Annotated in this window: 25 protein-coding genes; 15 read left to right on the forward strand and 10 right to left on the reverse strand. The window is 67.1% G+C overall.

Annotated elements, in window-relative coordinates; genetic code table 11:
* The first annotated feature begins 121 nt into the window (after positions 1-121).
* Positions 122-2,845 carry a M16 family metallopeptidase gene (locus tag C1M51_RS17220; RefSeq protein ID WP_409072636.1) on the forward strand — a complete coding sequence of 908 codons (2,724 nt, stop codon included), beginning with the start codon at positions 122-124 and terminating at the stop codon, positions 2,843-2,845.
* Between the two features lie 96 nt (positions 2,846-2,941).
* On the opposite strand, the gene C1M51_RS17225 is transcribed toward C1M51_RS17220, so the two are convergent.
* Positions 2,942-3,412 (reverse strand): Lrp/AsnC family transcriptional regulator, encoded by a 471-nt coding sequence (locus C1M51_RS17225; protein ID WP_129451718.1) that lies wholly within the window; start codon positions 3,410-3,412, stop codon positions 2,942-2,944.
* A 128-nt stretch (positions 3,413-3,540) separates the two neighbouring features.
* On the opposite strand from C1M51_RS17225, the gene rocD reads away from it, so the two are divergent.
* A complete protein-coding gene (rocD, locus tag C1M51_RS17230; RefSeq protein ID WP_129451720.1) occupies positions 3,541-4,776 on the forward strand; it encodes an ornithine--oxo-acid transaminase in 1,236 nt (411 codons plus the stop codon).
* Positions 4,777-4,807: 31 nt separating this feature from the next.
* Here the strand turns inward: rocD and C1M51_RS17235 are convergent, their stop codons facing one another.
* Positions 4,808-6,004: a GNAT family N-acetyltransferase gene (locus C1M51_RS17235; protein WP_129451722.1), complete on the reverse strand. Its 1,197-nt coding sequence runs from the start codon at positions 6,002-6,004 to the stop codon at positions 4,808-4,810.
* On the opposite strand from C1M51_RS17235, the gene C1M51_RS17240 reads away from it, so the two are divergent.
* Both C1M51_RS17240 and C1M51_RS17245 read left to right on the forward strand, forming a co-directional pair.
* Positions 6,003-7,682: an NAD+ synthase gene (locus C1M51_RS17240; protein ID WP_207207770.1), complete on the forward strand. Its 1,680-nt coding sequence runs from the start codon at positions 6,003-6,005 to the stop codon at positions 7,680-7,682. The genes C1M51_RS17235 and C1M51_RS17240 overlap by 2 nt on opposite strands.
* Before the next feature lie 33 nt (positions 7,683-7,715).
* Positions 7,716-8,054 carry a P-II family nitrogen regulator gene (locus C1M51_RS17245; RefSeq protein ID WP_011829705.1) on the forward strand — a complete coding sequence of 113 codons (339 nt, stop codon included), beginning with the start codon at positions 7,716-7,718 and terminating at the stop codon, positions 8,052-8,054.
* A 12-nt stretch (positions 8,055-8,066) separates the two neighbouring features.
* On the opposite strand, the gene C1M51_RS17250 is transcribed toward C1M51_RS17245, so the two are convergent.
* Genes C1M51_RS17250 through C1M51_RS17275 form a run of 6 tightly spaced genes read right to left on the reverse strand, consistent with a single transcriptional unit; the run spans position 8,067 to position 11,410 of the window.
* A complete protein-coding gene (locus tag C1M51_RS17250; RefSeq protein WP_129451724.1) occupies positions 8,067-8,654 on the reverse strand; it encodes a TIGR00730 family Rossman fold protein in 588 nt (195 codons plus the stop codon).
* A 13-nt stretch (positions 8,655-8,667) separates the two neighbouring features.
* A complete protein-coding gene (locus C1M51_RS17255; RefSeq protein ID WP_129451726.1) occupies positions 8,668-9,048 on the reverse strand; it encodes a diacylglycerol kinase in 381 nt (126 codons plus the stop codon).
* Positions 9,049-9,090: 42 nt separating this feature from the next.
* Positions 9,091-9,639 carry an RDD family protein gene (locus C1M51_RS17260; RefSeq protein ID WP_129451728.1) on the reverse strand — a complete coding sequence of 183 codons (549 nt, stop codon included), beginning with the start codon at positions 9,637-9,639 and terminating at the stop codon, positions 9,091-9,093.
* 3 nt (positions 9,640-9,642) lie between these two features.
* Positions 9,643-10,380, reverse strand: a complete 738-nt coding sequence (locus C1M51_RS17265) for a DUF3106 domain-containing protein (RefSeq protein ID WP_165349716.1) — start codon at positions 10,378-10,380, stop codon at positions 9,643-9,645.
* A 14-nt stretch (positions 10,381-10,394) separates the two neighbouring features.
* Entirely contained in the window at positions 10,395-10,847 is a 453-nt protein-coding gene (locus C1M51_RS17270; RefSeq protein WP_129451731.1) for a DUF3619 family protein, read from the reverse strand.
* On the reverse strand, positions 10,844-11,410 hold the full coding sequence (locus C1M51_RS17275) for an RNA polymerase sigma factor (RefSeq protein ID WP_129451733.1): 567 nt from the start codon (positions 11,408-11,410) through the stop codon (positions 10,844-10,846). The genes C1M51_RS17270 and C1M51_RS17275 overlap by 4 nt, the downstream gene beginning before the upstream one ends.
* 247 nt (positions 11,411-11,657) lie before the next feature.
* On the opposite strand from C1M51_RS17275, the gene C1M51_RS17280 reads away from it, so the two are divergent.
* The 6 genes from C1M51_RS17280 to pbpG all read left to right on the forward strand — a co-directional run bounded on the left by C1M51_RS17280 (position 11,658) and on the right by pbpG (position 19,043).
* The gene (locus tag C1M51_RS17280) at positions 11,658-13,433 is read left to right on the forward strand and encodes an acetolactate synthase 3 catalytic subunit (protein ID WP_129451735.1); all 1,776 of its coding nucleotides are present in this window, start codon (positions 11,658-11,660) and stop codon (positions 13,431-13,433) included.
* 167 nt (positions 13,434-13,600) lie between these two features.
* Positions 13,601-14,092 carry an acetolactate synthase small subunit gene (ilvN, locus tag C1M51_RS17285; protein ID WP_011829697.1) on the forward strand — a complete coding sequence of 164 codons (492 nt, stop codon included), beginning with the start codon at positions 13,601-13,603 and terminating at the stop codon, positions 14,090-14,092.
* A 39-nt stretch (positions 14,093-14,131) separates the two neighbouring features.
* Positions 14,132-15,148: a ketol-acid reductoisomerase gene (gene ilvC / locus C1M51_RS17290; RefSeq protein WP_129451737.1), complete on the forward strand. Its 1,017-nt coding sequence runs from the start codon at positions 14,132-14,134 to the stop codon at positions 15,146-15,148.
* A gap of 157 nt (positions 15,149-15,305) precedes the next feature.
* Entirely contained in the window at positions 15,306-16,151 is an 846-nt protein-coding gene (pssA, locus tag C1M51_RS17295) for a CDP-diacylglycerol--serine O-phosphatidyltransferase (protein ID WP_242500060.1), read from the forward strand.
* 210 nt (positions 16,152-16,361) lie between these two features.
* Positions 16,362-17,903 (forward strand): 2-isopropylmalate synthase, encoded by a 1,542-nt coding sequence (locus C1M51_RS17300; protein ID WP_129451739.1) that lies wholly within the window; start codon positions 16,362-16,364, stop codon positions 17,901-17,903.
* 162 nt (positions 17,904-18,065) lie between these two features.
* Positions 18,066-19,043 (forward strand): D-alanyl-D-alanine endopeptidase, encoded by a 978-nt coding sequence (pbpG, locus tag C1M51_RS17305; protein WP_129452250.1) that lies wholly within the window; start codon positions 18,066-18,068, stop codon positions 19,041-19,043.
* A gap of 34 nt (positions 19,044-19,077) precedes the next feature.
* On the opposite strand, the gene C1M51_RS17310 is transcribed toward pbpG, so the two are convergent.
* Positions 19,078-19,803, reverse strand: coding sequence for an IclR family transcriptional regulator (locus tag C1M51_RS17310; protein WP_375136155.1), 726 nt, complete (start codon positions 19,801-19,803; stop codon positions 19,078-19,080).
* A gap of 275 nt (positions 19,804-20,078) precedes the next feature.
* On the opposite strand from C1M51_RS17310, the gene C1M51_RS17315 reads away from it, so the two are divergent.
* The 5 genes from C1M51_RS17315 to ahpF all read left to right on the forward strand — a co-directional run bounded on the left by C1M51_RS17315 (position 20,079) and on the right by ahpF (position 25,015).
* Positions 20,079-20,498 carry a rubrerythrin family protein gene (locus C1M51_RS17315; protein ID WP_036231269.1) on the forward strand — a complete coding sequence of 140 codons (420 nt, stop codon included), beginning with the start codon at positions 20,079-20,081 and terminating at the stop codon, positions 20,496-20,498.
* A 147-nt stretch (positions 20,499-20,645) separates the two neighbouring features.
* Positions 20,646-21,995 carry a (Fe-S)-binding protein gene (locus tag C1M51_RS17320; RefSeq protein WP_129451741.1) on the forward strand — a complete coding sequence of 450 codons (1,350 nt, stop codon included), beginning with the start codon at positions 20,646-20,648 and terminating at the stop codon, positions 21,993-21,995.
* Between the two features lie 25 nt (positions 21,996-22,020).
* Positions 22,021-22,602, forward strand: a complete 582-nt coding sequence (locus C1M51_RS17325) for a DUF3501 family protein (RefSeq protein ID WP_129451743.1) — start codon at positions 22,021-22,023, stop codon at positions 22,600-22,602.
* 125 nt (positions 22,603-22,727) lie between these two features.
* Positions 22,728-23,291, forward strand: a complete 564-nt coding sequence (gene ahpC / locus C1M51_RS17330) for an alkyl hydroperoxide reductase subunit C (protein WP_129451745.1) — start codon at positions 22,728-22,730, stop codon at positions 23,289-23,291.
* A gap of 152 nt (positions 23,292-23,443) precedes the next feature.
* Positions 23,444-25,015, forward strand: a complete 1,572-nt coding sequence (gene ahpF, locus C1M51_RS17335; protein WP_129451747.1) for an alkyl hydroperoxide reductase subunit F — start codon at positions 23,444-23,446, stop codon at positions 25,013-25,015.
* 10 nt (positions 25,016-25,025) lie between these two features.
* Here ahpF and C1M51_RS17340 read toward each other — a convergent pair whose 3' ends face one another.
* Complete coding sequence (locus tag C1M51_RS17340; RefSeq protein ID WP_129451749.1) at positions 25,026-25,442, reverse strand: YchJ family protein; 417 nt, start codon at positions 25,440-25,442, stop codon at positions 25,026-25,028.
* Between the last annotated feature and the right edge of the window lie 8 nt (positions 25,443-25,450).

Consider the following 25,450-nt stretch of genomic DNA (forward strand, 5'->3'; position numbering starts at 1 on the left):
CACGGCAGGGTGCGAAACCGGCTGGCTACACTGCGGGCCTCCATGGCACCGCCTCGGTGGTTGCGAGGCCCGCAGCATGTTCTCGAAGTACTGGGTGGCCGGCGCGCTGACGCTGGCCTTGATGCAGTTGTCGCCGCAGGCGGCGGCCGGCAAGTCGTCCCCCACCTCGGTTCCCGCTCCCGCCGCTTCCGCGGCCCCGCCGCGCGGCGTGACCGCGGTCACTCAGGTCGAGGGGATCGCCGAGTACCGGCTGGCCAACGGGCTGCAGGTGCTGCTGGTGCCCGATGCCTCCAAACCCACGACGACGGTCAACCTGACGTACCACGTCGGTTCTCGCCACGAGAACTACGGCGAGACGGGCATGGCGCACCTGCTCGAACACCTGATGTTCAAGGGCACGCCGACCACGCCCAACGTGTGGGGCGAGTTCACCAAGCGCGGCTTGCGGGCCAACGGCAGCACCTGGTTCGACCGTACCAACTACTTCGCCAGCTTCGCGGCCAACGATGACAACCTGAAGTGGTTCCTGTCCTGGCATGCGGACGCCATGGTCCACAGCTTCATCGCGCGCAAGGATCTCGATTCCGAGATGACGGTCGTGCGCAACGAGATGGAGATGGGGGAGAACAATCCGGGCCGCATCCTGTACCAGAAGACGCTGGCCGCGATGTACGACTGGCACAACTACGGCAAGGACACGATCGGTGCGCGCAGTGACGTCGAGAACGTCGACATCGCACGGTTGCAGGCTTTCTACCGCCTGTACTACCAGCCCGACAACGCCACGCTGGTCGTCAGCGGCCAGTTCGACACGGCCCGGGTGCTGGCCTGGGTGCAGCAGTATTTCGGCAAGATCCCGAAACCCCGGCGCGTGCTGCCCACGCTGTACACCCTCGATGCGGCCCAGGACGGCGAGCGCGCGCTGACGCTGCGCCGCGTCGGCGGTGCGCCGCTGCTCTACGCGGGCTATCACGTGCCAGCGGCGGCCGATCCCGGGTTCGCCGCCATCGAGCTGCTGGCGCTGGTGCTCGGGGATGCACCGTCAGGCCGGCTGCACCGGCGGCTGGTCGAGAAGCAACTGGCCGCGAGCGTGGGGGCGGAACCGTTCGGCCTTCACGATCCGGGTGCGGCGCTGTTCGTCGCGCAGCTGGCGCCCGGGCAGGACATCGACCGGGCCCGGGCCGAGCTGATCGCGGTGCTGGAGTCGGTCGCGGCGGAACCGATCACGGCCGAGGAGCTCGAGCGGGCGCGTGCCAAGTGGCTCAAGGGCTGGGAGCTGGCCTTCACCAACCCGGAGACGGTAGGCGTGTCCTTGTCGGAATCGGTGGCGCAGGGGGACTGGCGATTGTTCTTCCTGATCCGCGATCGCATCCGGACAACCACGCTGGCGGACGTGCAGCAGGCCGCCGTCGAGCGGCTGCTGCCGTCGAACCGCACGCTCGCGACCTACGTACCCACTGACAAGCCGCAGCGCGCACCGGCGCCGAAGGCGGTGGACGTGGCGGCGCAATTCAGGGACTTCAAGCCGCAGGCGGGGGCCAGTGCCGTGGCCGCATTCGACACGACCCCGGCCCACATCGACGCGCAGACGCAGCGCTTTGCACTGGCGAGTGGCATGAAGGTCGCGCTGCTGCCCAAACCGACCCGCGGCGGCGCGGTGAATGCGGTGCTCTCGCTGCACTTCGGCGACGAGAAAAGCCTGGCCGATCAGGGCGAGGTGCCTGCATTGACGGCCGCGATGCTCGACGAGGGCACGGCGAAGCTCTCGCGCCAGCAGATCCGCGACCGGCTCGACGCACTGCAGGCCGAGGTGGCTTTTTCCAGCGGCACCGGCAGCGTGAGCGCGACGATCGCCACCAAGCGCGAGAACCTGCCGGCCGTGATCGCGCTGGTCGGCGAACTGCTCCGCGAGCCTTCCTTCCCGCCTGCGGTGCTGGAGGAGCAGCGCAGCCAGGCGCTGACGGGCGTGGAGCAGCAGCGCAAGGAACCCGAGGCGGTGGTGGCCAACGCGATCGACCGCCATGTGAACCGGTACCCACGCGGCGACGTCCGCCATGCGAAGAGCTTCGACGAACTGGTGGCTGACATCCGTGCGGCCACGCCGGATCAGTTGCGTGTCTTCCATCGTCGCTTCTACGGCGCGTCGCATGCCGAGTTCGGCGCCAGCGGCGACCTCGATGTGCCGGCGGTGAGGCAGGCGCTCGAGGCGGCCTTCGGCGACTGGAAGAGCAGTGAACCCTACGCGCGGGTGTCCGATCCGCTGGCGCCCGTGGCACCGGCTCGCCTGATGCTGCCGACGCCCGACAAGCAGAACGCCCACATGGCAGTGTTCCTGCCGGTGCCGTTGATGGACAGCGATCCGGACTACGCACCGCTCACGCTCGCCAACCACCTGCTGGGCGGCGGCGGCAGCTCGAGGCTGTGGGTGCGCATCCGCGAGAAGGAGGGCCTGTCCTATGGCGTCTACAGCTACCTGGCGTGGAACCAGGACGAGCGCAATTCGCCGTGGCAGGCGCAGGCCATCTTCGCGCCGCAGAACCGCGCCAAGGTCGAGGCGGCGTTCAGGGAGGAGGTGGCGCGTGCCCTGCAGGACGGCTTCACTGCCACCGAACTGCAGGAGGCGCAGCGGGGCCTGATCAGTGCGCGCCGGCTGTCGCGTGCGCAGGACGCGCGGCTGGCGGCCGGGCTGGCCGGCAACCTGCGGCTGGACCGAACCTTCGCGATCTCGCAGCAGGTCGACGACGCGATCGCCGCGGCGACCCTGGAGCAGGTGAACGCGGCGCTGCGCAAGTACATCCGGCCCGAGGCCTTCGTCTACGGCTTCGGCGGCGACTTCAAGGAGTAGTGGGCACGCGGCGCCGGGTTACCGGCGCCACCCGCCGAGCGGGTGTGCGGTCGGCTTGGGGCGGGCCGGCGCTCTACCGCGCGTGGGACGCCTGCTTCATTCGGTCGTCGTTGGCAGGGGCGAGGGCGGCTTGATCTCTTCCATGCAGATCATCGAGCGCACGTTGGCGACGCCGGAGATCTGCATCAGTCGGTCGGTCAGGAACTGGCTGAGCGACTTCAGGTCGCGCGCCACGACCTTGAGCAGGTAGTCCGAGTCACCCGAGACGGTGTGGCATTCCAGGATCTGCGGGAAGTCGCGAATCGTCTGCTCGAACTCGCGCACATGCCCGAACTGCTCGGCGGCGATGTCCACGCTGACGTAGGCCATCACGCCCAGCCCCAGCGCCTCGCGATCGACGTGCGCCGCATAGCCGCGGATCACGCCACGCTCCTCGAGCGACCTGACGCGCCGGAAGCACTGAGGCGCCGACAGGTGCACCGCCGCGGACAACTCGACATTCGAGGCGCGGCCGCGGGCCTGAAGTTCGACTAGCAAACGGCGATCCAGCGTATCCAGTGTGCTCATATTCGGCATTTTATGCACGAAGCATGCGCCAAAAGATGAATATTCACAATGAATGGAACGCACATTGCGTTCGGCCGTCTCTACAGTGAGGAGCCGGGGGAACCGACCCCGGTGCTCAGGAGATCGCCATGACCATTCACCCCGGCTTCCCCTTGTCGGCCAGCCCCATCGCGCTGGAAGAGCGCTACGGTGCCGCAAACTACGCCCCCTTGCCGGTCGTGCTGACGCGCGGCGAGGGTGTCTACCTGTGGGGCCAGGACGGTCGGCGCTATCTCGACATGATGTCGGCCTACTCGGCCGTCAGCTTCGGCCACGGTCACCCGCGGCTGGTGGAGGCGTTGGTCGCGCAGGCCCGGCAACTGGCCGTGACCTCGCGCGCCTTCCACACCGACCGCCTCGGCCCCTTCCTCGAACGCCTGTGCCGCCTGACCGGCATGGACCGGGCGCTGCCGATGAACACCGGCGCCGAAGCCGTGGAGACGGCGCTGAAGGCAGCCCGCAAGTGGGGCTACACGGTCAAGGGCATCGCGGAAGGCCACGCGCAAATCATCGTCGCGGCCCACAACTTCGCCGGACGCACGACGACCATCGTGGGCTTCTCGAGCGAGGCTCAATACCGCAGCGGCTTCGGGCCGTTCGCGCCCGGCTTCGTGACCGTGCCCTACGGCGATGCGGCGGCCTTGGAAGCCGCCATCACCGACGACACCTGCGCCTTCCTGGTCGAGCCGGTGCAAGGCGAGGCCGGCATCGTCGTGCCGCCGGCCGGCTACCTGAAGGCGGTGCGCGAGATCTGCTCGCGCCGCGGCATCCTGATGATCTGCGACGAGGTGCAGACCGGCCTGGGCCGCACCGGGCGGGTGCTCGCCTGCGACCACGAAGGCGTGCGTCCCGACGGCCTCACGCTGGGCAAGGCGCTGGGCGGCGGGCTCCTGCCGGTCAGCGCCTTCCTGGCGCGCGAGGAGGTGATGGCGGTGTTCACGCCCGGCGACCACGGCTCCACCTTCGGCGGCAATCCGCTGGCGGCGGCCGTCGGCGACACGGCGCTGCAGGTACTGGTGGATGAGAAGCTGTCGGAGCGGGCGGCCGAGCAGGGCGCTGTGCTGCTCGAGCGTCTGCACGCGTTGCGGCATCCCGCGATCCGCGACGTCCGCGGCAAGGGGCTGCTGGTCGGCGTGGAGATCGATCCGGGTTTCGCCTCGGCGCGCACCGTGTGCGAGGGACTGTTGCAGGAAGGCGTGCTGAGCAAGGACACCCATGGCACGGTGGTGCGCTTCGCGCCGCCGTTGGTGATCGGTGCACGCGAGATCGGTGACGCCGTGGCGGCGCTGGGGCGGGCGCTCGAGCGTCTGGGCAAGGCGCTGTGAGGCCCGGCGCCCTTCGGTCGCGCAAGAGGCCCTATCGCTTGAACGGGTTGCGCTCGTCGAGCTCGTCGACGTAGGCCTCGATGCCGGCGCCTTCGCGCACCAGATAGCGCGCCACGGCATCGGCAAAGCGCGCATCGCTGAGCCAGTGCGCGGAATGCGTGCGCACCGGCATCAGCCCGCGAGCCATCTTGTGCTCGCCCTGCGCGCCACCTTCGAAGCGACGGTAGCCGTTCTCGATGCACCACTGCAGCGGCTGGTAATAGCAGGCCTCGAAGTGCAGGCAACTCACCGAAGTGAGCGCGCCCCAGTAGCGGCCATAGGCGTGGCCGTGTTCGGGGTCGAGGGCGATCAGCGAGGCGGCGATCGGCTCCCCCTCGCGCCGGGCGGTGAACAGCAGCCAGTGCAGCGGCAGGGACTCGGCCATGCGGGTGAAGAAGTCGCGCGTCAGGTAAGGCGTCGAGCGGTGCTCGCGGTAGGTGTTGCGATAGCAGCGGTAGAAGAAGTCCCAGTCTGCGGCCCGGATCTGCGTGCCGACGCGGGCTTCGAACTCGACGCCGGCCTCACGCACGTAGCGGCGCTCTTGCTGGATCTTCTTGCGCTTGTCGCGCTGCAGGCTGGCGAGGAAGTCGGCGAAGTCGGCATAGCCCGCGGGAGCCCGGTTGGTCCAGTGGAACTGCACCGTGCTGCGCAGCATCCAGCCGGCCTCCTCTGCGGCGCTGCGATCGGCCTCGTCGAGAAAGAGCACGTGCGCCGACGACAGGCCGTGTTGCCGCGCGAAGCTTTCCATCGCCCGCAGCAGCACGCTGCGCGCGGCCGGGTCGCGCGCCAGCAGTCGCGAGCCCGGCACCGGCGTGAACGGCACCGCCGACAGCAGCTTGGGGTAGTAGCGCAGGCCGGCCTCTTCGTACGCCTGGGCCCAGGCCCAGTCGAACACGTACTCGCCGTACGAGTGGCTCTTGAAGTAGAGCGGGCAGGCCGCGACCAGCGTCCCGTCGCGCTCGATCGCCAGGAACTGCGGTGCCCAGCCGGTGCCTGCAGCGGCGCTGGCCGACGCATGCAGCGCGCACAGGTAGGCGTGCCGCATGAAGGGCGTCGGCGCCGGGCTGGCGTCGACCAGCGCATCCCAGGCGCGGGCGTCGATGAGGGCCGGATCGGCGTGCACCTGGACCGCCCACGCCTCGGGGTCGCGGGTACCATCGATCGACAACGCGTCTTCTTCCTGATCCATGCCTGCCACTGTGTCCGCCTCGATCGCCCTCGTCCAGTTCAACGCCACCGTCGGCGACCTCGCAGGCAACGCTCAGCGCATCGCCCAGTGGTCCCGCCAGGCCTACGCGCAGGGCGCGCGGCTGGTGATCACGCCGGAACTGTCGCTGACCGGATATCCGCCGGAAGACCTGTTGCTGCGGCCGGCCTTCATGCGCGCCTGCGACGAAGCGCTGGCCGCTTGCGCGGCGTCGCTGGCCGATCTGCCAGACCTGCAGGTGGTGGTCGGCCACCCGCAGGCCATCGACTCGCTCGGCGATCTTCGCACGCGCTCGCTGGCGGTGCAGCGGCGGGTGAATGCGGCATCGGTGCTGGCTGGGGGGCGTGTCACGGCCACCTATGCGAAGCGGGAACTGCCCAACTACCAGGTGTTCGACGAGCGCCGGTACTTCGTGTCGGGCCGCGACGCCGGCTTCGGCCCGGTGGTGGTGGAAGCGGGCGGGTTGCGCGTCGGGCTGCTGATCTGCGAGGACGCCTGGTTCGACGAGCCGGCGGCGGCGGCGAAGGCGGCGGGCGCGCAGGTGCTGGCGGTGATCAATGCCTCGCCCTTTCACCTCGGCAAGGCCGAGGAGCGCGAGGAACGCATGGCACGGCGCGCGGTGGAGAGCGGCCTGCCGCTGCTGTACTCGCACCTGGTCGGCGGACAGGATGAGGTGGTGTTCGACGGGGCCTCGTTTGCCGTCGACGCGCAGGGCATCGTGCGGGCGCGGGCCGCCAGCTTTGCGGAGGAGGTGCTGCCGGTCGAGGTGAGTGCCGACGGCGATGTGAGCGGCCCGCTGTCGCCGGCACCGTCGCTCGAATCGCAGGCCTGGGCGGCGCTCGTGACGGGCGTGCGCGACTACCTCGGCAAGAACGGCTTCCCCGGCGCCATCATCGGCCTGAGCGGCGGCATCGATTCGGCGCTGGTGCTGGCGATCGCGGTCGATGCGCTGGGCGCCGACCGGGTGAGGGCGGTGATGATGCCTTCGCCCTTCACCGCCGACATCTCGTGGATCGACGCCCGCGACATGGCGCGGCGCCTCGGGGTGCAGTACGACGAGATCTCCATCGTGCCGATGTTCGAGTCCTTCAAGGCGGCGCTGGCGCTGGAGTTCGCCGGCCTCGCCGAGGATGCGACCGAGGAGAACATCCAGGCGCGCATCCGCGGCACGTTGCTGATGGCCCTGTCGAACAAGTCGGGTCGCATCGTGCTGACCACCGGCAACAAGAGCGAGATGGCGACCGGCTACTGCACGCTCTACGGCGACATGGCGGGCGGCTTCGCGGTGATCAAGGACGTGGCCAAGACCCTGGTCTACCGCCTTGCGGCCTGGCGCAATGCGCAGGGCGCCGCACCGGTGATCCCCGAACGCATCATCACGCGGCCACCTTCTGCGGAACTGCGACCGGACCAGACCGACCAGGACAGCCTGCCGCCCTACGACGTGCTCGACGCGATCCTGGCGCGCTACATGGAAGACGACCAGGGCGTCGAGGAGATTGTCGCTGCGGGCTACCCACGCACCGATGTGGAGCGCGTGACGCGGCTGATCAAGATCAACGAGTACAAGCGGCGACAGGCGCCGGTGGGGATTCGCATCACGCACCGCTCGTTCGGCAAGGACTGGCGCTATCCCATCACCTCGAAATTCCGTGCTTAAATTCCAGCCAGTCACCTATCACCGGAGCGCGCCATGAAACAGATCACTGCCGTCATCAAGCCCTTCAAGCTCGAGGAAGTGCGCGAGGCGCTTGCCGAGGTGGGTGTGTCGGGCCTGACCGTGACCGAGGTCAAGGGCTTCGGGCGTCAGAAGGGGCACACCGAGCTGTATCGCGGTGCCGAGTACGTGGTCGACTTCCTGCCGAAGGTGAAGCTCGAGGTGGTGGTGAAGGACGTCGACGTCGATCGTTGCCTGGAAGCCATCGTCAAGGCGGCCAAGACCGGCAAGATCGGCGACGGCAAGATCTTCGTCAGCTCGGTCGAGCAGGTGGTTCGCATCCGCACCGGCGAAACGGACGAAGCGGCGGTCTGATCGAACGGAAGTTCAGGTTCGGCTGTAATCGTCGCGGCCGCCGCTCAGCGCAGCTTGGGCTGCGAGCCGATCGAGCAGGGCTGACGGCTCGTCACCGATCTCCAGCATCGCGCGTGTGCCATCCGAGACGAAGCCGGCGTCTACCGTCTGCTGCATGAACGCGACCAGGGCGTCGTAGTAGCCGCCGACATTGAGCAGCCCGATCGGCTGGTCGTGGTATCCGAGCTGCCGCCAGGTCCACACCTCGAACAGTTCCTCGAAGGTGCCGATGCCGCCGGGCAGCGCCAGGAAAGCGTCTGCCCGCTCGGCCATGCCTTGCTTGCGCTGGTGCATGGTCTCGACCACGTGCAGTTCGCTGAGGCCGGGATGTCCGACCTCGCGCTCCATCAGCGACCGCGGGATCACGCCGATCACCGGGGCGCCACCCGCCAGCGCGGCGTCGGCGACGATGCCCATCAGTCCGACGTTGCCGCCGCCGTAGACCAGCTGCCAGCCGCGTTGCGCGATCTCCCGGCCAACGGCCCGGGCTGCGTGGGCATGGGCTGGATCGTCGCCAGGGCGCGAGCCGCAGTAGACACACAGCGTGAAGCGCCTCGTCATGGCTCGCGCCGCGTCAGGTGCCGAAACGATGCCAGAGCGCAGCCACCCAGATGCCCATGCACAGCAGCAGCGACAGCAGCACGGCGGCACTGGCGAGGTCCTTCGCGCGCTTGGACAGGTCGTGGAGCTCGTAGCTGACGCGATCGATCGCCGCTTCGATGCCGGAATTGAGCAGTTCGACGATCAACACCAACAGCACCGAGCCGACCAGCAGCGAGACCTCGATCCAACTGCCGCCCAGCCAGAAGGCTGCGGGCACCAGCAGCACGGCCGCCCAGACTTCCTGCCGGAACGCGCTCTCGCCGCGGTAGGCGATCTGCAGCCCATCCATCGAGTAGCCGGCCGCGCGGATCACGCGGTCGAGGCCGGTGCGGCCTTTGTAGGGGTTGCTCATGGCGCGCGATGGTAACTGCGGCGTATGGCGCCGCCGCGAAATTCAGCCGCGGGCGGGCGGAGCGTCACGCGTGTCGACGAGCCGGGTGCCGCACAGCGCGTCGTGCCAGAACTGGCGCTCCGGATGCAGCCTCGATGCCAGGGCATAGAGCGCGACCCCGGCTGCGAGCATCGCGGCCAAGTGCGTGCCGCTGTCATGCCAGCCGGCCAGCCAGGCCAGGGCCAGGGCCGGCAGGAACCATATCCAGGCGGCGAGATAGCGCCCCAGCGCGCGTGCGCGCGTGAGCCGCCGGCCGTCGGCCGTCTGCAGGTGGATGCGCCAGGTCTGCATCGGCAGCGTCTGTCCGCTCCCTGACCAGTACCACGTGAAGTAAACACCGGGCGCCAGCACGAAGGCGGTCAGCAACAGGCCCAGGCGTCCGACCATCGCATGGCGCTGGTCGGTGAGCACGGAATAGATCAGCGCACAGAAGAACACCACGCCGAACAGCAGCACGCCCTCATAGAGGAAACACGCCAGCCGGCGACGCAACGGCGGTGCCAGTGTCCCGGGCGGCGGCGCGAGGCCGGCTTGCACGTTCGGGGTCGGCACTTGTCAGGGCTTGCGGCGTGGCTCGGTCGCTGCGCCCTGAGGGCCGCGGCGCGGCAGCAGCGTCGTCGAGTCGACGAACTCGGGGGTCGCCGCGACCTTCGGCAGGCCGGTCTGCTGGTGCAGAGGGGGCGCGGGGCGCGTCGACATCAGGTTGGTCGTGGCCCCAGGCTTGGCCTGCGTCAGCCCCGGCGTCACTGCGCGTGGCTTGCGGGCCTCCAGCAGCGGGTTGGGGACGGTGTTGACCTTGGCCTCGGCGGCTGGCGGGATGGGCCGCGCATTGACCTTGCCGGCGCCGGTCTTGGCGCGGGCGGCGAGGTCGCGCCGCTGGCTTTCCGGCAGGGACTGGTAGGCCTCCCAGCGGCGCTGGCGTTCCTGCGGGCTCAGGTCCTTCGCACCCTGGTAGTTCATGCGCGCCTCGGTGCGTTGCTTGGCGCTGAGATTGACCCAGTCGGACATGCGTCGCTGAACGCGGCTGCGCTCGTCGGGCGACATGCGATCGAAGCGCGATGCCAGCTCCAGCCATTTCTGCTTGCGCTGGGGATCGATCGAGGACCATTCGCTCTGGAGCGGTGCCAGCGCCTGGCGTTGCGCCGGGCCGAGGCTGTTCCAGCCGGGGCCACCGGCGTCGGCGCCCGCGGCACCGGCGAGTGGCGCGGCCAGCGCCAGCAACATGCTCAGCAACGCACCGGCCGCGACCCGGGCAAACGCCGGATGCCGCGCAGCGGCTCGCCGCAGGGACACGGAGCCCGTCATCCTCAGTTGCTGCCCGCCGATCCGGGCAGGCGCAGGAACTCGGCGAAACCGGCATCGGTGTAAGCCGCCGGCGGCAGGTCGTCGGCCAGCAGGGCGGCGTCGACCTCGGCTGCGGCGCTGATCTGGTCGTCGTCGTGCTGGATCTGGATCAGCACCAGGCCGGCCACCAGCGCGAACAACGGCGCCAGCGTCGCGAGGCGCCAGCCCCAGCCGGGCTCTCCACCCCAGGCCAGCACACCTCCGCCGAGCCGAGCGGTGCTCGGGGCGGTGCGTGTCGCAGCCTGTCTGGCTCGCGCCAGCGCTTGCTCGCGCGCGAAACGAAGGCGCTCCGTCACGTCGCCAGGCAGGCTGTCGACGTGCGTGCTGAGAGCCGCCGCCACACGCAGCGCAAAGCGGTCTTCGAGCGACTGGTGATCCAGCCGGGTTGGTCCCGTGACGACGTTGGAATGATTCATGGCAGCACCCCTCTGGCCTTCAAGGCCTGCGCCAAGCTGTGCACTGCCCGGGAGCAATGGGTCTTGACGCTGCCCTCCGAGCAGCCCATCGATTGAGCGGTCTCGGCGACATCGAGTTCCTCCCAGTAACGCAGCAGGAAGGCCTCCCGTTGACGCCCCGGCAACCGTGCAACTTCGGTCTCGATCGCGAGCAGGATCTGGGCCCGCGATACGCTGTCGGCTGCCGTTTCGACCGTGGTAGCCCCCCCGGCGGCCGCCAGAGTCTCGAGCAGGTCGAAGTCGCCATCGGCGTCCGCTGGCTCGAAATCCGAGAAATTGCGCACGACTGCATTGCGCACCTTCTGCCGGCGGAACCAGTCCATCATGGCGTTCGACAGGATGCGCTGGAACAGCAGCGGCAACTCGGCCGGCGGCCGGTCGGCGTACTTCTCGGCCAGCCGGATCATCGAGTCCTGCACGATGTCGAGTGCAGCGTCGTCGTCGCGAACGGCATAGACGGCGCGCTTGAAGGCGCGCTTTTCGACGCTCTTGAGGAAATCGCTGAGTTCTTTGTCGGAAGCCAAGAGGCGCGGCCGGTTGGCCGTGGCTTTGGGGAGGCCGCGAATTATGTCACCGCACCTCGATGCGGCAGCCTGCGCCGGGCTGGTGCCGGGTGGGTGCCATAATGTGCGTTCGCAAAACGCTCATTGGTCTTCAACACCATCCGACCCGGGTGGCTTTGCCAGACCGCGCAGGTCCCACATCCACCCCACCAGGGTGCGAAGAGGGGCACCGATGGTTTTTCGTCAGAGAAATTCACAAAGGTTCGAAATGGACATGTCTGCCGCGGAAATCAAGCGGGCCGCCACGGCCCAACCGCATCCCACCCAAACTGCCGAGCCCAACGGTTCGGAAATCCTCGTTCGCTGCCTGCAGGCCGAAGGTGTCAAGTACCTTTGGGGCTACCCGGGCGGCGCCGTGCTGTACATCTACGACGCGTTGTACAAGCAGGAGACCATCGAACATGTGCTGGTGCGCCATGAACAGGCAGCCATCCATGCGGCCGATGGCTATGCTCGCGCGACCGGCGACGTGGGCGTTGCGCTGGTGACCTCGGGTCCGGGCGTGACGAATGCCATTACCGGCATTGCCACCGCCTACATGGACTCGATTCCGATGGTGATCATCACCGGACAGGTCCCGACGCCGGCGATCGGCCTTGATGCCTTCCAGGAGTGCGACACCGTTGGCATTACCCGGCCGATCGTCAAGCACAACTTCCTGGTGAAGGACGTGCGCGAGCTGGCGCTGACGATGAAGAAGGCCTTCCACATCGCCCGCACCGGCCGTCCTGGCCCGGTGGTGGTCGACGTGCCGAAGGACGTGTCGCTGAAGACCGCGCCCTTTCAGTACCCTGCCACGGTCGAGATGCGCTCGTACAGCCCGGCGAAGAAGGGCCACAGCGGCCAGATCCGCAAGGCCGTGCAGCTGCTGCTGCAGGCCAAGCGGCCTTACATCTACACCGGCGGCGGCGTGATCCTCGGCAATGCCTCGGCGCAACTGCGCCAACTGGTCGACCTGCTCGGCTACCCGTGCACCAATACGCTGATGGGCCTGGGCGCCTTCCCGTCAACCGACCCACGCTTCCTGGGCATGCTGGGTATGCACGGCACCTACGAAGCCAACATGACGATGCAGAACTGCGATGTCCTGCTGGCCGTGGGGGCGCGCTTCGACGACCGCGTGATCGGCAACCCGAAGCATTTCGCTTCGGTGGAGCGCAAGATCGTGCACGTCGACATCGATCCGTCGAGCATCTCCAAGCGCGTGAAGGTCGACATTCCGATCGTCGGCGACGTGAAGGAAGTGCTGCAGGAACTGATCTCGCAGATCAAGGAAGCGCAGGCCAAGCCGGATTCGCAGGCCCTGTCGGCCTGGTGGAAGCAGATCGCCGAATGGCGCGGTCGCGAGTGCCTGAAGTACAAGAACTCCGACGAGGTCATCAAGCCGCAGTTCGTGGTCGAGAAGCTCTGGGAGTTGACCCGCGAGCGCGACGCCTACATCACCTCCGACGTCGGCCAGCACCAGATGTGGGCGGCGCAGTACTACCGCTTCGACGAGCCGCGGCGCTGGATCAACTCGGGCGGTCTGGGCACGATGGGGGTGGGCCTGCCGTACGCCATGGGCATCAAGCTCGCGAAGCCCGACTCCGATGTCTTCTGCATTACCGGCGAAGGCTCGATCCAGATGTGCATCCAGGAGTTGTCGACCTGCCTGCAGTACAAGACGCCGGTCAAGGTGATCTCGTTGAACAACCGCTATCTGGGCATGGTGCGGCAGTGGCAGGAGCTCGATTACGGCGGCCGCTATTCGCACAGCTACATGGAGGCCTTGCCCGACTTCGTGAAGCTGGCCGAAGCCTACGGTCACATCGGACTGAAGATCGAGAAGCCCAGCGAGGTGGAACCCGCGCTGCGCGAAGCGATCCGGCTGAAGGACCGCACGGTCTTTCTCGACATCCGTACCGACCCAACCGAGAACGTCTGGCCAATGGTCCAGGCCGGAAAAGGCATCTCGGAGATGCTGCTGGGTTCGGAAGACCTGTAAGGCCTGCAGCACGCGCGGCGCGAGGGCGGCGGGCTTGCCGGTCCGTCGCCAGGAGCGCAGCGAGTGCAGCGGCCGAGGTCGGAACCACTATTCACTTCATCGAAGCGCGTGGCCAAGGGGCTGCGGTTACCGCCGCAGTCCTGAAGAGCGCGAAGGACGATCTACCCATGAAACACATCATTGCCCTGTTGCTCGAGAACGAGCCGGGCGCCCTGTCGCGCGTCGTGGCGCTGTTTTCGGCGCGCGGCTACAACATCGAGAGCCTGACCGTTGCGGCCACCGAGGACCCGTCGCTGTCGCGCATGACCATCACCACCACCGGTAGCGAGGACGTGATCGAGCAGATCACCAAGCACCTCAACCGGCTCATCGAGGTGGTGAAGGTGGTCGACCTGACCGAGGGGCAGTACACCGAGCGCGAGCTGATGCTCATCAAGGTGCGCGCCGTCGGCAAGGAGCGCGACGAGATGAAGCGCATGGCCGACATCTTCCGGGGTCGCATCGTCGACGTCACCGAGAAGACCTACACGATCGAGCTCACCGGCGATGCACCCAAGCTCGACGCGTTCATCGAGGCGGTGGACCGCACCGCGATTCTGGAAACCGTGCGCACCGGCACCAGCGGGATCGGTCGCGGCGAGCGCATCCTGCGCGTCTGAACCCCGTTCCATTACTGAATTTCGACAGGAGAGAACCCCATGAAGGTCTATTACGACAAGGACGCCGACCTCAGCCTCATCAAGGGCAAGAGCGTGGCGATCATCGGCTACGGCTCGCAAGGCCATGCGCACGCCCAGAACCTGAACGACAGCGGCGTGAAGGTCACTGTCGGCCTGCGCCGCGGCGGCGCGTCGTGGAACAAGGTCGAGAAGGCCGGGCTCAAGGTGGCCGAGGTCGCCGAGGCGGTCAAGAGCGCCGACGTCGTGATGATCCTGCTGCCCGACGAGCAGATTGCCGCCGTCTACAACGCCGAAGTGGCCCCGAACATCAAGCAGGGCGCCTCGCTGGCCTTCGCGCACGGCTTCAACGTGCACTACGGCCAAGTCGTGCCGCGCGAAGACCTCGACGTGTGGATGGTTGCCCCGAAGGCCCCCGGCCACACGGTGCGCAACACCTACACCCAGGGCGGCGGCGTGCCGCACCTGATCGCCGTCCACGCTGACAAGACCGGCAAGGCGCGCGACCTGGCTCTGAGCTATGCGGCAGCCAACGGCGGCGGCAAGGCCGGCATCATCGAGACCAATTTCCGCGAGGAGACCGAGACCGACCTGTTCGGCGAGCAGGCCGTGCTGTGCGGCGGCACCGTGGAGCTGATCAAGGCCGGCTTCGAGACGCTGGTGGAAGCCGGCTACGCGCCCGAGATGGCCTACTTCGAATGCCTTCACGAGCTCAAGCTGATCGTCGACCTGATCTATGAAGGCGGCATCGCCAACATGAACTACTCGATCTCGAACAACGCCGAGTACGGCGAGTACGTGACCGGGCCGAAGGTCGTGACCGAGGACACCAAGGCGGCGATGCGCCAGTGCCTCAAGGACATCCAGACCGGCGAGTACGCCAAGAGCTTCATCCTCGAGAACCGTGCCGGTGCGCCGACGCTGCTGTCGCGTCGCCGCCTGACCGCAGAGCACGACATCGAGGTGGTGGGCGAGAAGCTGCGCGCGATGATGCCGTGGATCAAGGCAAACAAGCTGGTGGACAAGAGCCGCAACTGATCGCGACTTGTCGCTCCATGCTCCGTCTAGGGCCGCGACACCGAAGGGTGCGCGGCCCTTCTTGCGACGGGCGCTGCGGTATCCTCCCGCCCATGATCGATCTTCATGGTGCGCCGAGGGGGCCGGATTCGTTGCCACGGACCGGCCGAGCATGAGCATGCACGACGGTACGCAGGATCCGAAGACGCCAGACGCGTTCGAAGACGTCGACGACGAGGCGCCGCGCCGGCCTCGCCGCAAAGGCATCTACATCCTGCCCAATCTCTTCACGCTCGCGGCACTGTTCGGCGGGTTCTACGCGATCGTGATGGCCATGAATGACCGCTTCGAGCAGGCGGCGATCGGCGTGTTCTGCGCGATGGTGCTCGACAGCCTCGACGGTCGCGTCGCGCGCATGACCAACACCCAGAGCGCCTTCGGCGAACAAATGGACAGCCTGTCGGACATGGTGTCCTTCGGCGCTGCGCCGGCGTTGATCGTCTATGAGTGGGCGCTGCGGGGGCTGGGCAAGCTCGGCTGGGTGGCGGCGTTCGTCTACTGCGCCGGGGCCGCGCTGCGGCTGGCCCGCTTCAATACCAACATCGGCGTCGTCGACAAGCGCTTCTTCCAGGGGCTGCCGAGTCCGGCAGCCGCAGCGCTGGTGGTCGGGTTCATCTGGCTGATGGACGACGCGGGGTTCAAGGGGGCCGGAAGCATCGACTGGCTGTCCTGGATGGCGTTCGCATTCACGCTCTACGCAGGGCTGACGATGGTCACGAACGTGCCGTTCTACAGTTTCAAGGACGTGAGCTTCAAGCGCACGGTGCCGTTCATCGTGATCGTCGCGATCGCGCTCTTCATCGCAGTGATCAACCTTCACCCGCCGCTGGTGCTGTTCAGCCTGTTCGTCTGCTACGGCTTCTCAGGTTACGCGGTCTACGTGTGGCGCAAGACCAAGGGCAAACCTGTCAGCGTCATCGCCACGTCCACTCACGAGCCCGATGAAGAGGGGCTGCACCGCTGATAGCCACTGCGGTGCGTGCTGTGAGCAGGCGCGTGCTATATTGTGCTCATGACGTTTCGCGCCCGCTTTTCGCTGCTGCTACTGCTAGGAGTGCCCTGCGCGCGCTGATTGCACACGTCCCTTCGTTTCTGCATCCACGGCCCGCGCGCTTCCTGCTCGCGGGCCGTTTTGTTTGGTTCTCGTCATTCGCATCTTCCGCTGGAGACTTCCATGGCCGACAAGCTCATCATCTTCGACACCACCTTGCGCGACGGCGAACAGTCGCCCGGCGCCTCCATGACCAAGGACGAGAAGCTGCGCATCGCGCGCCAGCTGGAGCGGTTGCGGGTCGACGTGATCGAGGCGGGTTTCGCAGCGTCGAGCAACGGCGACTTCGAGGCCGTCCGGGCAATCGCCGACGTGATCAAGGAATCGACCGTGTGCTCGCTGGCGCGCGCCAATGACCGTGACATCGCGCGGGCGGCCGAGGCGCTGAAGAGCGCTGCGCGTTCTCGCATCCATACCTTCATCGCGACCAGTGAACTGCACATGGAGAAGAAGTTGCGGATGACGCGCGAGCAGGTGCTGGAGCAAGCCAGGCTGTCGATCCGTTTCGCCCGCAACCTGTGCGAGGACATCGAGTTTTCGCCGGAGGATGGCTACCGGTCCGACCCGGACTTCCTGTGCCGTGTGATCGAGGCCGTGATCAACGAAGGCGCGACTACCATCAACGTGCCCGACACGGTCGGATACGGCATCCCCGAGCTGTACGGCAATTTCATCAGGACCTTGCGGGAGCGGGTGCCGAACTCGGACAAGGCGGTCTGGTCGGTTCACTGCCACAACGACCTCGGTATGGCGGTGGCGAACTCGCTGGCTGGCGTGAAGATCGGCGGTGCCCGCCAGATCGAATGCACGATCAATGGGCTCGGCGAGCGCGCAGGCAACTGCTCGCTCGAGGAAGTCGTGATGGCGGTTCGCACGCGGCGCGACCACTTCGGGCTCGACGTGGGCGTCGACACCACGCAGATCGTGCCGGCTTCGCGGCTGGTGTCGCAGACGACCGGCTTCATCGTGCAGCCAAACAAGGCGGTCGTCGGCGCAAATGCCTTCGCGCACGCCTCGGGCATCCACCAGGACGGCATCCTGAAGGCGCGCGACACCTACGAGATCATGCGCGCCGAGGACGTGGGCTGGAGTGCCAACAAGATCGTGCTCGGCAAGCTCAGCGGCCGCAACGCTTTCAAGCAGCGCCTGCAGGAGCTCGGCATCGAGCTCGAATCCGAGACCGACGTCAACGCGGCCTTTGCGCGCTTCAAGGATCTGGCCGATCGCAAGAGCGACATCTTCGACGAAGACATCATCGCGCTGGTCGGCGATGAGAGCGTGACCCACGAGCAGGAGACGTACCGGCTGCTCTCCCTGGAGCAGCAATCGGCGACCGGGGAGCGTCCGCATGCGAAGGTGGCTTTCGCGGTCGGAGAGACCGAGTTCCACGCCGAGAGCGAGGGCAACGGGCCGGTCGACGCGAGTCTCAAGGCCATCGAGTCGAAGCTGAAAAGCGGCGCTGAAATGCTGCTCTATTCAGTCAATGCCATCACCTCGGGCAGCACAGAATCCCAGGGCGAGGTGACTGTGCGGCTGCAGCACGGCGGGCGGGTGGTGAATGGCGTGGGGGCGGACCCGGACATCGTGGTGGCCTCGGCCAAGGCCTACCTGTCGGCCCTGAACAAGCTGCACAGCAAGAACGAGCGCGTCGCCGCCCAGGGGTAACGGGAGGCATTCTTCACGTGGAATGGAGGAAGGGCGCGTAAGCTTTTGATCTTGCGCGCTTTTTTTCTTTATCCTAGACTCGTGCGCGTGTCGGAGGGAGTGCCCGTGTTGATTTCGTTGCCTGTGTTTCGTTGGCGTGTGGCCCTGTTGACCCTGTTTGCCATGCTGTCCCTCGGCCTGAGCACGGGCGCCGATGCCGCCACCAAACGTCAGAGCAGCGCCAGCAAGGCGAGCGCCAAGTCGAAGGCCAAGGTAAAGAGCGTTCGTGCCGCGACGCGCAAGTCGGTCCGTACGGTGGTGGCACGCCCCTCGTTCGGTGAGCTCAGCGGTCTGCGCGCCACCGATGACCCGCTCGATCTGCGCTCGAGTGTGGCGCTCGTGATGGATCAGGACACCCACGAGGTGCTGATCGACAAGAACGCCCAGGCTGTGTTGCCGATCGCGTCGTTGACGAAGCTGATGACCTCGGTGGTCGTCGTCGAAGCCGGACAGTCGCTCGACGAGATGCTCACGATCAGCCAGGATGATGTGGACACCGAGAAGGGCAGCGGGTCGCGGCTCGCCGTCGGTACCCAGCTGACGCGCGGCGAGATGCTGCATCTGGCCCTGATGTCGTCGGAAAACCGTGCGGCCCATGCGCTGGGCCGGCACTACCCGGGCGGCTTGGTGGCTTTCGTCTCGGCAATGAACGCGCGCGCCAGCCTGCTCGGCATGACCGACACACGCTATGTCGAGCCCACGGGACTGTCGAGCCGCAATCAATCGAGCGCGCGCGACCTGGCGGCGTTGGTGTCGGCGGCCTACCAGCATCCTCTGATCCGCGAGTTGTCGACTTCGCAGGAATACAGCGTGGCGGTCGGGCGCCGCACGCTCCAGTACCGCAACACCAACGGCCTGGTGCGCAATCCGGCCTGGGACATCGGGTTGCAGAAGACCGGCTACATCTCCGAGGCCGGTCGCTGCCTGGTCATGCAGGCGCAGTTGGCGGGACGCAAGCTGATCATGGTCTTCCTCGATTCGGCCGGCAAGTACTCGCGGCAGGGCGATGCCGAGCGCGTGCGCCATTGGATCGAGGCAAGCCCGCCGCCTGCCGTGACGCCGGAAGTGCCGCGGGCCGAAGGGCCGAAGACGACCTCCTGACGCGCTGCAGCGGGGCGCACCGGCGATCAGCCTTTCAGGGTTTGGCGTGGTGGCCGAGGGCCGCCGAGATCTGCGCCGCCGTGGCTTTCAGCCGTTCCATCCAGCTGTCTTCCAGGCGATCGGCGGGGGCCGAGATCGACAGCCCGGCGATCAGCTTGTCCTGGTCGTCGAAGATGCCGGCGGCCATGCAGCGCACGCCCAGTTCCAGTTCCTCGTTGTCACGGGCACTGCCGTACTGCAGCACCTTCGCCAGTTCGCGCTCCAGAGCCGGTAACTCGGTGATGCTGTTGCGCGTGTGGCCGGCGAGCCCGGTGCGGGCGGCATAAGCCCGGACCCGCTGGGCGTCGTCGTGCGCGAGGAACAGCTTGCCCACGGAAGTCAGGTGCAGCGGGGCGCGGCCACCGACGGCGCGAACGACCTGCATGCCGGAGCGCTCGCTGTAGGTTCGCTCGATGTAGACGATCTCGTCGCCCTGACGCATCGAGAGATTCACGGGTTGGTGCGTGAGCTTGTGAAGCTCGCGCATCGGCGCGATCGCAGCCTCCCGGACGTCCAGCCGCGCCTTGACCAGGTTGCCGAGCTCGAGCAGGCGCATGCCCAGCCGGTAGCTGCCCGCCTCGGGCCGGTCGACGAAGCGACCGATCGCGAGATCGTTGAGGATGCGATGGGCCGTGGAGGGGTGCAAACCGGTCTGTTCGCTGATGTGTTTCAGCGAGACCGGATCCGGATGCGCCGCCAGTACGTTGAGCAGCGAGAACATGCGCTCCATCACCTGGATGGTCGGCGCCTGGGCTTCGGTGCGTTTCATAGCGTGGATTGTCGCTCAGCGTGGCGGATTCCTGTTTCGGGGGCCGTCGCTGCGGAGCGACGCGCCGACTCCGATGTCAACGGGGCATGGGACCTCAGGTAAACCCGCACAATTCTCTGCATTGACGCGCGCTATTGGACGTTGCCTCCGGTCTCCTCTACCGTCGACGCGCACTGGGCCCCCAGGCTCCGTGGTCACCATCGCACACGCACGACAAGGAGATCGACATGCAACTGAAGGGCTCCAAGACCGAGCAGAACCTGAAGGACGCGTTCGCCGGGGAATCGCAGGCGAACCGTCGCTACCTTTACTTCGCGAACAAGGCCGACATCGAGGGCCAGAACGACGTGGCGGCGCTGTTCCGCTCCACCGCCGAAGGCGAGACCGGCCACGCGCATGGCCACCTCGAGTTCCTCGAGGCCGTGGGCGACCCCGCTACCGGGCTGCCGATCGGTTCGAGCCGCCAGAACCTGATGGCCGCCGTCGCCGGCGAGACGCACGAGTACACCGACATGTATCCGGGCATGGCCAAGCAGGCGCGCGACGAGGGATTCGACGAGGTCGCCGACTGGTTCGAGACCCTGGCGAAGGCCGAGCGCTCACACGCGAACCGCTACCAGAAGGCGCTGGACGCACTGGTCGATTGAGCAGCCGGCGGTGGCGCGTAGCGTCGCCGCCGCAGCGAGCGTCGAGCGGAGCGCCGCGCCCCGCTCGGCGCTCGTGTGCGTGCCTTGCGCTCGCGATTCGACGTTCCTTCCCTCGCGGGAAGCCCTTGGTCCACAGGAGAACCCCGGATGAGCACACGCGAGGGCAATCTCGAGGCCCCCACCCGGCACGCGATCGACTGGACGAACCCCGAGTACTACGACGAGGCGGCCTGCGAGAAGGAGCTCGAGCGCGTCTTCGACATCTGCCACGGCTGCCGCCGCTGTGTGAGCCTGTGTCAGGCCTTTCCGAGCCTGTTCGATCTGGTCGATGCCACCGACGATGGCGAGGTGCACGGCATCGCGAAGCAGGACTACGCGAAGGTCGTCGATCAGTGCTACCTGTGCGACCTCTGCTACATGACCAAATGTCCCTACGTGCCGCCGCATCCGTGGGGCCTGGACTTCCCGCACACCATGTTGCGGGCGAAGGCGATCAAGTTCAAGAAGGGCGGTGTCGGCGCGGGCGAGAAGCTGCTCGCCTCGACCGACGTGCACGGCCAGTTCGCCGGCATCCCGGTGGTGGTCCAGGTGGCCAACGCGCTGAACAAGACGAAGCCGATGCGCAAGCTGCTCGATTCGGCGCTGCAGGTGCATCCCGACGCCTGGCTGCCGGAGCTCGCGAGCAGCCGCTTCCGCTGGTCGGCGAGCCGGCAGGGCCGTGCCACCGTGGTCACGAACGGGGAACGCACGCCGGGCAAGGTGGCGATCTTCTCTACTTGCTACGTGAACTACAACGAACCCGGCATCGGTCACGACCTGGTCAAGCTGCTCGAGCACAACGACATTCCCTATGTGCTGGTCGAGAAGGAGAAGTGCTGCGGCATGCCCAAGCTGGAACTCGGCGACCTCGATGCCGTGGCGGCGCACAAGGCCGCGAACATGCCGGTTCTCGCGAGGTATGCGAAGGAGGGCTACGCGATCCTCAGCGCCATTCCCAGCTGCACCCTGATGTTCAAGCAGGAACTGCCGCTGATGTTCCCCGCGTGCGCGGACACGCAACTCGTCAAGGAGGCGATGTTCGATCCCTTCGAGTACCTGATCGCCCGGCACCGCGACGGCCTGCTGAAGACCGACTTCAAGCAGGCGCTCGGCAAGGTCAGTTATCACATTCCTTGCCACGGCCGCGTGCAGAACATCGGCAAGAAGACCGAGGAGATGTTCAAGCTCATCGGCCAGACGGTGGCCGTGCAGCTCAACACGGTCGAGCGCTGCTCGGGCCACGCGGGCACGTATGGCGTGAAGACCCCCTACCACCCGATCGCGATGAAGATCGGGCGGCCGGTCTTCAAGAGCATGGCCAAGGACGAGCCGGACTACATCAGCTCCGACTGCCAGCTGGCCGGACACCACATCGCGCAGGGTATGGCGGCGGGCGGGTTCCCTGCGGCCAGGCTCCTGCATCCGCTCAGCCTGGTGCGAACCGCCTACGGGCTGTGACCCCGCGCAGCGAGGACAGATCGCCATGACGACCATTCCCAGAGACAGCCTGATGTCGCTCGAGGCCTATGCCAAGGTCCGCCAGACCGGCAAGCTTGGCTCGATCGCGCACCGTCGATTGCGCACGGTGCGCCTCGGCGAGCACCTCAGCGTGCAGTTCGAGGACGAGCGCACCGTCCGCCGTCAAATCCAGGAGATGCTGCACATCGAGAAGATCTTCGACGAGGCGGGCATCCAGGCCGAGATCGACGCCTATGCGCCGCTCGTGCCGGACGGTGGCAACTGGAAGGCGACGATGCTGATCGAATACCCTGACGCGCACGAGCGCAAGCGAGAACTGGCGCGCCTGATCGGCATCGAGGATCGGATGTTCGTCGAGCCGGAAGGGCTGCAACGCGTCTATGCGATCGCCGACGAGGACCTGGACCGGGAGACCGAGGAGAAAACCTCCTCGGTGCACTTCCTGCGCTTCGAGTTCACCCGGGTCGCGATCGAGGCCATCCGGGCCGGCGCCGCTGTGAAGCTGGGGTGCGACCACCGAAATTACCCTGCGCACACCGGCATCCCGCCGGAAACCCTGGCCAGCCTGGCGGGCGACCTGCGCTGAGCTGCGGTCGGTTTGATAGCAATTTCAGATGGGCTTGATTTAGTCTATGAATAAAGTGGATAACGGGGTCGCATTACTATTTGGGCGCGGTATCTCTCAACCCTGTCCCGATAAGGAAGCTCCCGATGTCCCTGATCAACACCGAAGTCAAGCCCTTCAAGGCCACCGCATACCACAACGGCAAGTTCGTGCCGGTCAGCAACGAGAACCTGCTGGGCAAGTGGTCCGTGTTCGTGTTCTACCCGGCCGACTTCACCTTCGTCTGCCCGACCGAACTGGGCGACCTGGCCGACCACTACGCGGAGTTCAAGAAGCTCGGCGTCGAGATCTACGGCATCTCCACCGACACGCATTTCGCGCACAAGGCCTGGCACGACACCTCGGACACCATCTCCAAGGTGCAGTACCCGCTGGTCGGTGACCCGACCGCCGCGCTGGCGCGCAACTTCGAGGTGCTGATCGAAGAGGAAGGCCTGGCCTATCGCGGCACATTCGTGATCAACCCCGAAGGCAAGATCAAGATCATCGAAGTGCACGACAACGGCATCGGCCGCGATGCCGCGGAACTGCTGCGCAAGGTCAAGGCCGCGCAGTACGTCGCCGCGCACCCGGGTGAAGTCTGCCCGGCCAAGTGGACCGAAGGCGCCGAGACGCTGAAGCCCTCGCTGGATCTCGTCGGCAAGATCTGAGCGACCGCGTTCGCCGCGGTCCGCTTCCGATCGAAGCCGGTCCGCGGAGCCGGAACCCCTGACCCCGGCCGAGCGCCGGACCGCACGCCCGGGCGCACGAGGCCCGGGCGTCGGGACGGCCTTTCCCAAGAATTTTGCAAGGACGAGCCACCATGCTGGACACTGCCCTCAAGACCCAACTGAAGAGCTATCTCGACAAGGTCGAACACCCGATCGACATCGTGGCCTCGGTCGACGAAGGCGAGAAGTCGCAGGAACTGCTGGCCTTGCTGAACGACATCGCCGAACTCTCGGCCCGCATCACGCTCTCGGTGCGCCGCGACGACGCCGAGCGCAAGCCTTCGTTCTCCCTGAACCGTCCGGGCGCGCAGATCGGCCTGCGTTTCGCCGGCCTGCCGATGGGCCATGAATTCACGTCGCTGGTGCTGGCCCTGCTGCAGGTCGGCGGCCACCCTTCGAAGGCGGCGGCGGAGGTGATCGAGCAGGTCAAGGGACTCGAAGGCGACTACCTGTTCGAGACCTTCTTCTCCCTGAGCTGCCAGAACTGCCCTGACGTCGTGCAGGCGCTCAACCTGATGGCGGTGCTGAACCCGAACATCCGCCACGTGGCGATCGACGGCGCGCTGTTCCAGGCCGAGGTCGAACAGCGCCAGGTGATGGCCGTGCCGACGATCTTCCTCAACGGGCAGAGCTTCGGCCAGGGCCGCATGGGCCTGGAAGAGATCGTCGCGAAGCTCGACACCGGCGCCGTGAAGCGCGAGGCCGCGAAGCTCAGCGCCAAGGCGCCGTACGACGTCCTGATCGTCGGCGGCGGCCCGGCCGGCGCGGCCGCGGCCATCTACGCGGCACGCAAGGGCATCCGCACCGGACTCGCGGCCGAGCGCTTCGGGGGCCAGGTGCTGGACACGCTGGCGATCGAGAACTTCATCTCGGTCAAGGAGACCGACGGCCCGAAGTTCGCGGTCGCGCTGGAGGAGCACGTCAAGGCCTACGACGTGGACATCATGAACCTGCAGCGTGCCGAGGCGCTGGTTCCCGGTCAGCCGGGCGAACCGAGCGAAGTGCATTTCGCGGGAGGTGCGGTGCTGAAGGCGAGCACGGTGATCATCGCCACCGGCGCGCGCTGGCGCGACATGAACGTGCCCGGCGAGCAGCAGTACCGCACCAAGGGCGTGACCTACTGTCCGCACTGCGACGGGCCGCTGTTCAAGGGCAAGCGCGTGGCGGTGATCGGCGGTGGCAATTCCGGCGTCGAGGCCGCGATCGACCTGGCCGGCGTGGTGGCGCATGTCACGCTGCTCGAGTTTGCCGCGGAATTGCGCGCCGATGCGGTGCTGCAGCGCAAGCTGCACAGCCTGCCCAACGTGAAAGTCATCACCCAGGCGCAGACGACCGAGGTCACCGGTGATGGGCACAAGGTCAATGGCCTGACGTACACCGATCGCGCCTCCGGCGAGGTGCACCAGCTGGCGCTCGAGGGCGTGTTCGTGCAGATCGGCCTGCTGCCCAACACCGACTGGCTCAAGGGCACGGTGGAACTGTCCAAGCACGGCGAGGTGATCGTCGATGCCCGCGGCCAGACCTCGGTGCCTGGTGTGTTCGCGGCGGGTGACGTGACGACCGTGCCCTACAAGCAGATCGTGATCGCGCTCGGCGAGGGCTCGAAAGCGGCGCTGAGCGCCTTCGACCACCTGATCCGCTCGACAGCGCCGGCGCTCGCCTGACGCGCCGGCTTCAGCCCGGGGACGGCGGATCGAGTTCGCCGTCCACGTAGAACCACCGGCCGTTTTCGCGGACGAAGCGGCTGCGCTCGTGCAGCCGGTGGGCGCGGCCCGCCAGCTTGCTGCGGGCGACGAACTCCACCTCGGCGGCGTCGGGTCCGGTGAGCCGGTGCCGGCGCACTTCGAGCCCCAGCCAGCGCAGTCCTGGTTCGGGCGGCTCGATCGCCGTCGGCTGGGTGGAAGCGTGCCAGGTCGCCAGCAGGTGCTCGCGGCGGTCGAGCACGAAGGCGCTGTAGCGCGAGCGCATCAAGGCCTCGGCGTCGGGCGCGGGGAGCGCCGTTTCGACATAGCGCCCGCAGCAGCGGTCGTAGGCGCCGCCGCCGCAGGGGCAGCGTGAGGCGGCGTCGGCTTGCTTCGCGTCGGCGGTCATGGTGCCGA

The organism is Methylibium sp. Pch-M (assembly GCF_004136295.1).
GTDB lineage: Bacteria > Pseudomonadota > Gammaproteobacteria > Burkholderiales > Burkholderiaceae_C > Methylibium > Methylibium petroleiphilum.

Excerpts from the sequence above, each read along its gene's own strand:
- C1M51_RS17325 (WP_129451743.1), top strand. The coding sequence starts at position 22,021 with ATGACGACCATTCCCAGAGACAGCCTGATGTCGCTCGAGGCCTATGCC.
- rocD (WP_129451720.1), top strand. The coding sequence starts at position 3,541 with ATGACCATTCACCCCGGCTTCCCCTTGTCGGCCAGCCCCATCGCGCTG.
- ahpC (WP_129451745.1), top strand. The coding sequence starts at position 22,728 with ATGTCCCTGATCAACACCGAAGTCAAGCCCTTCAAGGCCACCGCATAC.
- C1M51_RS17280 (WP_129451735.1), top strand. The coding sequence starts at position 11,658 with ATGGACATGTCTGCCGCGGAAATCAAGCGGGCCGCCACGGCCCAACCG.
- C1M51_RS17240 (WP_207207770.1), top strand. The coding sequence starts at position 6,003 with ATGCCTGCCACTGTGTCCGCCTCGATCGCCCTCGTCCAGTTCAACGCC.
- ahpF (WP_129451747.1), top strand. The coding sequence starts at position 23,444 with ATGCTGGACACTGCCCTCAAGACCCAACTGAAGAGCTATCTCGACAAG.
- C1M51_RS17320 (WP_129451741.1), top strand. The coding sequence starts at position 20,646 with ATGAGCACACGCGAGGGCAATCTCGAGGCCCCCACCCGGCACGCGATC.
- C1M51_RS17340 (WP_129451749.1), bottom strand. The coding sequence starts at position 25,442 with ATGACCGCCGACGCGAAGCAAGCCGACGCCGCCTCACGCTGCCCCTGC.
- C1M51_RS17270 (WP_129451731.1), bottom strand. The coding sequence starts at position 10,847 with ATGAATCATTCCAACGTCGTCACGGGACCAACCCGGCTGGATCACCAG.
- C1M51_RS17235 (WP_129451722.1), bottom strand. The coding sequence starts at position 6,004 with ATGGATCAGGAAGAAGACGCGTTGTCGATCGATGGTACCCGCGACCCC.
- pbpG (WP_129452250.1), top strand. The coding sequence starts at position 18,066 with ATGCTGTCCCTCGGCCTGAGCACGGGCGCCGATGCCGCCACCAAACGT.
- ilvC (WP_129451737.1), top strand. The coding sequence starts at position 14,132 with ATGAAGGTCTATTACGACAAGGACGCCGACCTCAGCCTCATCAAGGGC.
- C1M51_RS17315 (WP_036231269.1), top strand. The coding sequence starts at position 20,079 with ATGCAACTGAAGGGCTCCAAGACCGAGCAGAACCTGAAGGACGCGTTC.
- C1M51_RS17250 (WP_129451724.1), bottom strand. The coding sequence starts at position 8,654 with ATGACGAGGCGCTTCACGCTGTGTGTCTACTGCGGCTCGCGCCCTGGC.
- pssA (WP_242500060.1), top strand. The coding sequence starts at position 15,306 with ATGCACGACGGTACGCAGGATCCGAAGACGCCAGACGCGTTCGAAGAC.
- C1M51_RS17310 (WP_375136155.1), bottom strand. The coding sequence starts at position 19,803 with ATGTTCTCGCTGCTCAACGTACTGGCGGCGCATCCGGATCCGGTCTCG.
- C1M51_RS17220 (WP_409072636.1), top strand. The coding sequence starts at position 122 with ATGCAGTTGTCGCCGCAGGCGGCGGCCGGCAAGTCGTCCCCCACCTCG.
- C1M51_RS17245 (WP_011829705.1), top strand. The coding sequence starts at position 7,716 with ATGAAACAGATCACTGCCGTCATCAAGCCCTTCAAGCTCGAGGAAGTG.
- C1M51_RS17225 (WP_129451718.1), bottom strand. The coding sequence starts at position 3,412 with ATGAGCACACTGGATACGCTGGATCGCCGTTTGCTAGTCGAACTTCAG.
- C1M51_RS17300 (WP_129451739.1), top strand. The coding sequence starts at position 16,362 with ATGGCCGACAAGCTCATCATCTTCGACACCACCTTGCGCGACGGCGAA.
- C1M51_RS17255 (WP_129451726.1), bottom strand. The coding sequence starts at position 9,048 with ATGAGCAACCCCTACAAAGGCCGCACCGGCCTCGACCGCGTGATCCGC.
- ilvN (WP_011829697.1), top strand. The coding sequence starts at position 13,601 with ATGAAACACATCATTGCCCTGTTGCTCGAGAACGAGCCGGGCGCCCTG.